This is a genomic window from Kitasatospora sp. NPDC024654 (genome assembly GCF_055559155.1).
In genome coordinates, this window is sequence record NZ_JBVHLF010000004.1 from 162,283 (window position 1) to 169,951 (window position 7,669).

7 protein-coding genes are annotated in these 7,669 nt (G+C 72.3%); 4 read left to right on the forward strand and 3 right to left on the reverse strand.

Annotated elements, in window-relative coordinates; translation table 11 throughout:
* The first annotated feature begins 548 nt into the window (after nt 1-548).
* Nucleotides 549-1,772 carry a flavin-dependent oxidoreductase gene (locus ACZ38L_RS04185; protein WP_465689020.1) on the forward strand — a complete coding sequence of 408 codons (1,224 nt, stop codon included), beginning with the start codon at nt 549-551 and terminating at the stop codon, nt 1,770-1,772.
* A gap of 213 nt (nt 1,773-1,985) precedes the next feature.
* Here ACZ38L_RS04185 and ACZ38L_RS04190 read toward each other — a convergent pair whose 3' ends face one another.
* The 3 genes from ACZ38L_RS04190 to ACZ38L_RS04200 are packed head-to-tail and all read right to left on the reverse strand — an operon-like array spanning nt 1,986 to nt 3,523.
* The gene (locus ACZ38L_RS04190; RefSeq protein ID WP_465689022.1) at nt 1,986-2,417 is read right to left on the reverse strand and encodes a GNAT family N-acetyltransferase; all 432 of its coding nucleotides are present in this window, start codon (nt 2,415-2,417) and stop codon (nt 1,986-1,988) included.
* Between the two features lie 54 nt (nt 2,418-2,471).
* Nucleotides 2,472-2,861 (reverse strand): RidA family protein, encoded by a 390-nt coding sequence (locus tag ACZ38L_RS04195; RefSeq protein WP_465689024.1) that lies wholly within the window; start codon nt 2,859-2,861, stop codon nt 2,472-2,474.
* Between the two features lie 41 nt (nt 2,862-2,902).
* Complete coding sequence (locus ACZ38L_RS04200; RefSeq protein ID WP_465689026.1) at nt 2,903-3,523, reverse strand: DinB family protein; 621 nt, start codon at nt 3,521-3,523, stop codon at nt 2,903-2,905.
* 183 nt (nt 3,524-3,706) lie between these two features.
* Here ACZ38L_RS04200 and ACZ38L_RS04205 point away from each other — a divergent pair, with 183 nt between their 5' ends.
* From ACZ38L_RS04205 to ACZ38L_RS04215, 3 genes are all read left to right on the forward strand, one after another.
* Nucleotides 3,707-4,231, forward strand: coding sequence for a SigE family RNA polymerase sigma factor (locus tag ACZ38L_RS04205; protein WP_465689028.1), 525 nt, complete (start codon nt 3,707-3,709; stop codon nt 4,229-4,231).
* 47 nt (nt 4,232-4,278) lie between these two features.
* Nucleotides 4,279-5,226, forward strand: a complete 948-nt coding sequence (locus ACZ38L_RS04210; RefSeq protein WP_465689029.1) for a hypothetical protein — start codon at nt 4,279-4,281, stop codon at nt 5,224-5,226.
* A 1,382-nt stretch (nt 5,227-6,608) separates the two neighbouring features.
* On the forward strand, nt 6,609-7,532 hold the full coding sequence (locus tag ACZ38L_RS04215) for an LLM class F420-dependent oxidoreductase (protein WP_465689031.1): 924 nt from the start codon (nt 6,609-6,611) through the stop codon (nt 7,530-7,532).
* Nucleotides 7,533-7,669 lie beyond the last annotated feature (137 nt).

Genomic DNA, 7,669 nt, shown 5'->3' on the forward strand with positions numbered 1-7,669 from the left:
TGGGGGATGGAGGTCAGAGCCCGGTCCGGCCGGTCACGACGACCGCACCAGGCCTGAGCCGGCGTGCGTGGGGGCACGCCGGCAACTGCTGAACTGGCCGGTAAGTTACTGCTGGGTCAAGCCCCTGCCCAGTCCCCGCGCACGAACTGGCACCGAGCCCCGCCGGCGGTGTCGTCCGCTGTCCCTCGGCCTGTGCCTCCCACAGTTCGGGGCACCGTGCGGCGACGCGTGCGGTGACGCGGCGAGCAGCGCGGCGGTCGGCAGCGCGGGGAGCCGGTGGCCGTCGCGCAGGCGGGGGCGACCTGATCGGCGGCCCGCTGCCACATGTCGGGGGCCGCGACGTACTTCCCGCCCGCGCCCGCGTTGCCGCTCGGGAGTGGGAGGCGGTGGCGGACCGCGCGGATGCCGAGCGCTGCCCTGACAGGGAGGCGCCGTCAAGGAATCCTCACGGCGCCATAACCACTGCTTCTGGTCACAAGAGAAACCAGTTCTTGGACTTCTCACAGCCGGCTGCGCCAGGCTGGAGGTACCGAGACGAGGAGCTGAGCGTGATCGAGAGCCGTCAGCACTACCAGGAGCCGGTGCTCATCGCCGGAGCGGGGATCGGCGGGCTGACCACCGCGCTGAGCCTGCACGCCGCGGGCATCGACGCGGTGGTGGTGGAGAGTACCCGCGAGATCCGCCCGCTCGGGGTGGGGATCAACCTGCAGCCGCACGCCGTACGCGAGTTGACCGAACTCGGCCTCGGTGCCGAGCTCGCCGCGTGCGGCGTGGCCATCGACCGGACCGTCTACTGCGACCGGTACGGCAACGAGATCTTCACCGAGCCGCGCGGGATCGCCCAGGGCTACCGTTGGCCGCAGTACGCGATCCACCGCGGCGAGTTGCAGCTGCTGCTCCTCGCCGCCGTCCGCGAACGGCTCGGCGCCGAGGCGGTGCGCACCGGCACCCGGCTGACGGGCTTCGCGGACGACGGCCCGTCAGCCGTCCAAGTCCGTCTGCTGGAGCGGGAGACCGGTGCCGTCACGGAGTTCGCCGCCGCCGCGCTGGTCGGTGCGGACGGGCTGCGTTCCGTCGTCCGTGCCCAACTGCACCCGGATGACGGGCCGTTGTGCTGGTCCGGCGTCCGGATGTGGCGAGGCGTGACGAGGAGCGAACCGTTCCTGGACGGCCGCTCGATGGTGATCGCACAGGACGGGGAGGCCGGGGACGTCCAGCTGATCGCCTACCCGATCGGCCGGAAGCGGATCAACTGGGTCTGCCAGGTCCGGGTCGGCGGGCCGAGCACGCTCGACGAGGACACGGACTGGGACCGTACGGGCCGACTGGCGGACGTGCTGCCGCACTTCCGGGAGTGGACGGTCGGCGGCCTCGACGTCGCCGGCCTGGTGACCGACAGCGAACTGCTCCTGGAGTACCCGATGGTGGACCGGGACCCGCTCCCCGGCTGGGGGCGCGGCCGGGTCACGCTGCTCGGCGACGCCGCGCACCTGATGTACCCGGTCGGGGCCAACGGCGCGTCCCAGGCCATCGTCGACGCCCGGGTGCTCGCGCACGAACTCGCCCGGGCCGCCGACGTGCCCCGCGGCCTGGCCGGATACGAGGCCGCGCGGCGCGAGGCGACCGCGTCCGTCGTACGGGCGAACCGTGCCATGCACGGCGACGTCGGACGGACCCCGCAGGACCTCGCCCGGATCACCGCGACCTACCGCCACGCCACCGGCAGCGACGTGGACGTGCTCAACAACCGCCCGTCGCTGGACCACACCTGAGGGGGGCCGGCAGGACGAGCCGCTCGGCAGCTGCCCGGAAGCGGCGCCCTGCCCGGTCCCGGTCGACCTGCCGGGACCGGGCAGGACCAGCCACTGTTCCCGGGCCGGCCCGGGCCACCGGCGCCAGAGGGGGATCTGGCCCGTCAGCCCCTGGAGGCTCCGGTACTCCTGTGGGCGGGCGCGCCGCCGCCCGTCCCGTGTCGCTCGGTCGCCTCACTGGTTGCCCAGCACCATCCACTTCGCCGGCCTCTCCAGCGGCGCGAACCCCACCTTGGCGTAGACCTCGTGGGCGTCGGCGGTGGCCAGCATGACGCGGCGCAGGCCGTACGGGGCGAGGTGGTCGCGGACGGCGGCGGCCAGCGCCGTGCCGAGTCCCTTGCCACGGACGGCGGGTGAGATGTAGACGTCGCAGAGCCAGCCGAAGGTGACCCGGTCGGTGACCACTCGCGCGTAGCCGAGCTGGGCACCCGAAGTGCCGTCGTAGACACCGAAGTTGAGCGAACCGGCGATGGCCCGGTCCTGCGTCTCGCGGGCCCGGCCGAGCGCCCAGTAGGCGTCCTGCGACAGCCACCGGTGGATCAGCTCGGCGTCAAGCCGCGCGGGGTCGGTGGAGATCTCGTAGCCGTGGGGGAGTTCAGTGTCCATGCCCGGATCCAAGCAGCCCGCACATGGCCGGGCCAGCGGATTCCGTGCCGGCCGCTACCCCACCGGGCGGCGTGCGTACACCTCGATCTCGATCTCCATCCGGGGGTCGGCGAGGCCGCACACCAGCATCGTCGCGGCCGGTCGGACCTCGCCGAAGCAGCGCCGCAGGACCGGCCAGCAGGGCTCGAAGTCGGCGCGCTCGGGCAGCAGGTAGCGCACCCGCACCACGTCGGCGAAGCCGCACCCCGCCTCGCTCAGCGCGGCCTCGATGTTGCGCAGACACTGCTCGGCCTGCTCCACCACGTCGTCGGAGATCGACATGGTCGTGTAGTCGAACCCGGTGGTTCCCGACACGTGTACCCAGTCCCCGTCGACCACGGCCCTGGCGTACCCGATCTGCTCCTCGAAGGTCGAACCGCTCAGGATCGTACGTCGCTCTGTCATGTGCGGAACCCTACTGCCCCGGCCGGGAACCTCCTCGGGGGTCAGCGCTGCCGGGCCCGGTACAGGTCGCGGATCAGGGCGATCTCGGCGCCGTGGTGGAGCAGTTCCTGGTTGACCCACCACACCGTCTCGATGAACGGATCCTCCGGGTCGCTGCCGTAGGGGTAGCTGCTGTGTCCGACCGTGTCGAGCGCGCTGTCGTCGGCGCTCAGCAGCGCGTGCCGCCACGCCTCGGCGCCGGCGTCGAAGGCCGCGATCGCCCCGGCCGCGTCCCCCGCGACCCGGACGTCGTCCGCCGTCAGCGCGTGGCTGCCGACGGTGTGGTCGGCGCGGAGGGTCAGCAGCGTGCTGAGGTGGCTCAGCCGCCACGCGATGGTCGTGAAGGGCGGCGGGAACGGGTGCTCGGCGGAGGTCGCGTCGCGTCCCCACTCACCCGCGCCGGTCAGCAGGTCCGCGCGCGGCCCCGGCCCGTCCGCGTGGCGGCGGACCGACCAGCAGTCGGGCACCGGTTCCCAGCGGTACTCCTCGTCGGTCATCGGGATGACCGCGACGTCCGTCCCGTTGCCGCTGTCCATGAACGGGCCCGCCATCCGGTCGGTGAGGCGTCTGCGGGCGAAGTCGAACTGCTGGAGCAGCGGGTCCAGACGGGGTGGTGTCTTCATCGGTTGCTCCTGTGGCGCGCCGGACCGCCCCGGGGGACGGGTTCATCTGCCGGCCGTCACCCTGTCACAGCCGGCACCGGCTCGCCATCCGTTTCTCCGCCACCGTGATACCTCGGCCCGGGGCACGGCGTCCTATCCGGTGACGATCGTTACGGACAGCGCAGGACCACCCGGGGGAACCACATGCAAGAGGCGCTCAGCTTCGAGGAGTTCGCGTCTTCAAGGGCCCGCAGACTCTTCCAGGTCGCGTACCTGATGTGCGGGGACTGGCACCAGGCGCAGGATCTCGTGCAGACCACGCTCGCCAAGCTGTTCGCCGTGTGGGGACGGCTGCAGCGCGAGGACCGGGTGCTGGAGATCGACGCGTACGCGCGGAAGGCGCTGCTGCGCACCTACCTCTCGCACCGCCGGCTCCGCCGCTCGGGCGAGCTGGTGGTCGAGACGGTGCCCGATCGGCCGTCCGGTGGCCACGGGGGCGGTCACGAGGGCGGGACCGAGCTGCGGTTGACGCTGGTGGCGGCGCTGCGCGTGCTGCCGCCGCGCAACCGGGCGGCGGTGGTGCTGCGGTATCTGGAGGACTACAGCATCGAGGCGGTGGCCGAGACGCTGGGGTGCAGTGCGAGCGCCGTGAAGAGCCTGAACACGCGCTCGCTGGCCCGGCTGCGGGAACTGCTGGGGGAGGACCGCGAGCTGCTGTTCCGCAACTGAGCAGGCACGGGACTACCGGGACTACCGCGACGACAAGGGATTTCGCGATGGACTTTGAAGAGGATCTGACCAGAATGCTCGCGGAGAGCGTGGAGGAGCTGGACCCGCCGGTGGCGGTGATGGTCGCGGCGGGGAGCCGGACGGGCCGCCGGCGACGCCGGCTCCGCCGGGGACTGCGGACGGTCGGCGCGGCGGCGGCGGCCGCTGGGGTGGTGGCCGTGTGCGCGACGGTGGGGGTGGGGCGCGGCGGGCCGCAGGTCGTCCCGGCGGCCTCCGCGCCGGCGTCCGTCAGTGCCTCCGCCGTCCCGTCCGCCAGCGCCTCCGCGGCCACGTCCGCGAGCCCGAGCATCGATCCCGCCCTGCTGCGGGACATCACCTGGCAGGGGCTGCTGGAGGTCTTCCACGACCAGCTGCCGCCCGGTGCGCAGCTGGCGAGGCTGGACCCGTACGCGGTCAAGTTCAACAACAGCGCCACCTCGCGCTACATCGAGCTCCAGTACAACGACGGCGCCGGCGCCTCGACCGTCATGGTGGAGCTGAGCAAGTTCACTCCGGGGTACACGCCTCCCGCGATCGACTGCACCGGCTGGCACGGCGGTACCGACGAGGGCCCGCGCAAGCCCGACTACGACAAGCCGACCTGCCAGGCAGCCCAACTGCCCGACGGCAGCCGGATGGTGGGCTACATCACCGCCACCGACGTGGTCGGCCTGTACGACGACGTCGTCAAGCTGGTCCGGCCCGACGGCACGTACCTCTCGATCACCGCGGCGAACGCGACGCTCGACCAGTACACCGGCCAGCACGGTCCGGCGATCACCGTGACCCGGGACAAGCCGCCGCTCGGGCTCTCCGGATGGGAGGCGATCGCGCAGAGCCCGCAGTGGCAGTTCCGGGTGCCGCAGTCGGTGCTGGACGCGGGGGCGGCCTTCGCGACGGGCGTCTCGCGCCTGCCCTGCCCGCAGGGATCGAAGCCGGGTGACTGCGACATCTGACTCCCGCGGTTCCCGGACGAGTAAGCGTGGTCCGTCGTCATTCGTCGACTTCGGCGCCTGACTGCTGGTCGCCCACGGAGCACTGATCGTTCGGAACGGCTCGTCCGGCGGGCGCGCTCCCTCCGTTCGGCCGGTGGACCAGCGAGCGGAGATGTGCCACCCGGGCCTGGACCTGGGCGGCTGAGGACTCGCGGGCCGGCGGACGTTCGCCGTGACAGACAGACCCGGCAGAGGCCGCCGGACAGCGACTCCGGTCGGCCGGGCGCCCGGCAGTTGGTGCACTCCATCCTCCGGCACACAGCGTCGGCGGGGGCTTGGGCGCGGGCGCGGACGGGCGGCAACTTGTCGGTCAACCTGCGGCGGGCGAAGGCACCGGGACTGTGCACGTCCAGCGGCAGGCCGGCGGTGAGCGCGACGTGGAGGTGCGGAACGGTCGCGTCACGGTCCAGCCACTCGGCCGCGAGCGGTTCCAGCGCCTCGCACTCCCGGGCGGAGAGTGCCATCCGGGCGTCGGTGAACCCGAGGGTGGCGAGCGCGTCGTAGGCGGGCGAGGGGTGAGTGCTGGGGTGAACGTCCTCGGATGGCCCAACCGTCAGATCAGGTGAGGGCGTTTCGGTGCCGACGTCGAGGAACCGCGCCCACCACGCGTCGCCCCTGGCGGTACGGGAGAAGTAGGTCCGGAAGACCCAGCGCGTCCGGCCCTCGCCGACGTTCTCCCGGATCCGGCGCAGGTGACCGGCCTCGGAGAGCGCGTTGAGGGCCGAGCGGACGGCCTGCTGGCCGTAGCGGGGCTGTTCCTTGGCGAGCGTCTTGACGTCGATCGCGGCGCCGTCGGGGAGGTGGTCGATCAGGCCGGCGAGGGAGCGCTCACGTTCGGGCAGGTGTGCGAAGTCCAGCTTGTGGCAGGGGGATTGGCCGGGGATGGTGCGCTTTCCGTAGCCGGGGGCGGCCATCGGGGGCAGGACAGCGGTAAGGTTGGCAGAAGCCACGGGTCATCTCCGTGAGTTAGGCCCCCGTCAGGTGTTGGTAGCACCGGCGGGGGTTGCTTCGTCTATTGGTGCGGACGGTACACCACGTGTGCGCTGCGTGGCGACTCCGTGACCATTAGTCATATGCCTTGGCGATGAGGACGGCTGGGAGGGTGGGTGGGTTCAAACGCCCACCCGTTCCTCACAAGAGGGCGCTCGGATCTCGACCTCTGAGCCCCGAGCGTCGGTGGCGAACGCGAGGAAGCGCGCCCAGGCGGTGGGCGAGAAGGCCGCGCCGGATCGGCCGGCGACGGGCCGCCGGCCCCGCGCGTCGGGGGCCAGCGCTTCAAGTCCCGGGCTGAGGGTGGCACCTGATGAACAGAGAGTGGTTGTCCCCGGGGCATGATGAGCGACATGGACCTCCGCATCTTCACCGAGCCGCAGCAGGGCACCTCCTACCGGACGCTGCTGCGCGTCGCCCAGGCCGCCGAACAGCTCGGCTACGACGGTTTCTTCCGCTCGGACCACTACCTCAAGATGGGCGACGGCGACGGCCTGCCCGGTCCGACCGACGCCTGGATCACGCTGGCCGGTCTCGCCCGCGAGACCGAACGCATCAGGCTCGGCACACTGATGACCGCCGCCACCTTCCGACTGCCCGGTGTCCTGGCCATCCAGGTCGCCCAGATCGACGCGATGAGCAACGGCCGGGTCGAACTCGGCCTGGGCGCCGGCTGGTTCGAGGCGGAGCACGCGGCGTACGGCATCCCCTTCCCGAAGCGCCGCATCGACCGGCTGGAGGAGCAGCTCGCCATCATCACCGGACTGTGGGAGACCAAGCTCGGTGAGACCTTCGACTACGAGGGCACGCACTACCGGCTGACCGACTCCCCGGCACTGCCCAAGCCGGTCCAGGAGCGGATCCCGTTGCTCCTCGGCGGTATGGGCGCCGAGCGCACGCCGGCGCTCGCGGCTCGCTACGCGAGCGAGTTCAACGTGCCGTTCGCCTCCGTCGAGCGAACCGAGGAGCAGTTCGGGCGGGTTCGGGCCGCCGCCGCCGAGCGTGGTCGGCCGGCGGACGAGCTGGTCTACTCGAACGCGCTGGTCGCCTGTGTGGGGCGGAACGACGCCGAGGTGGCCCGCCGCGCCGCCGCGATCGGCCGCGAGGTCGATGAGCTGCGGACCAACGGCCTGGCCGGTAGCCCGGCCGAGGTCCTGGAGAAGATCGCCCGCTATCAGGAAGTCGGCTGCGGGCGGATCTACCTGCAGATTCTCGACCTGGAGGATCTGGACCACCTGGAGCTGATCGCCGCCCAGGTGATGCCTCAGCTCGGCTGATCGTGGCCGGCCCGGGGGGGGGGGGGGGGGGGGGGGGGGGGGGGGGGGGGGGGGGGGGGGGGGGGGGGGGGGGGGGGGGGGGGGGGAAGGAAGGGGGGGGGGGGGGGGAGGGGGGGGGGGGGGGGTGGGGGGGATAA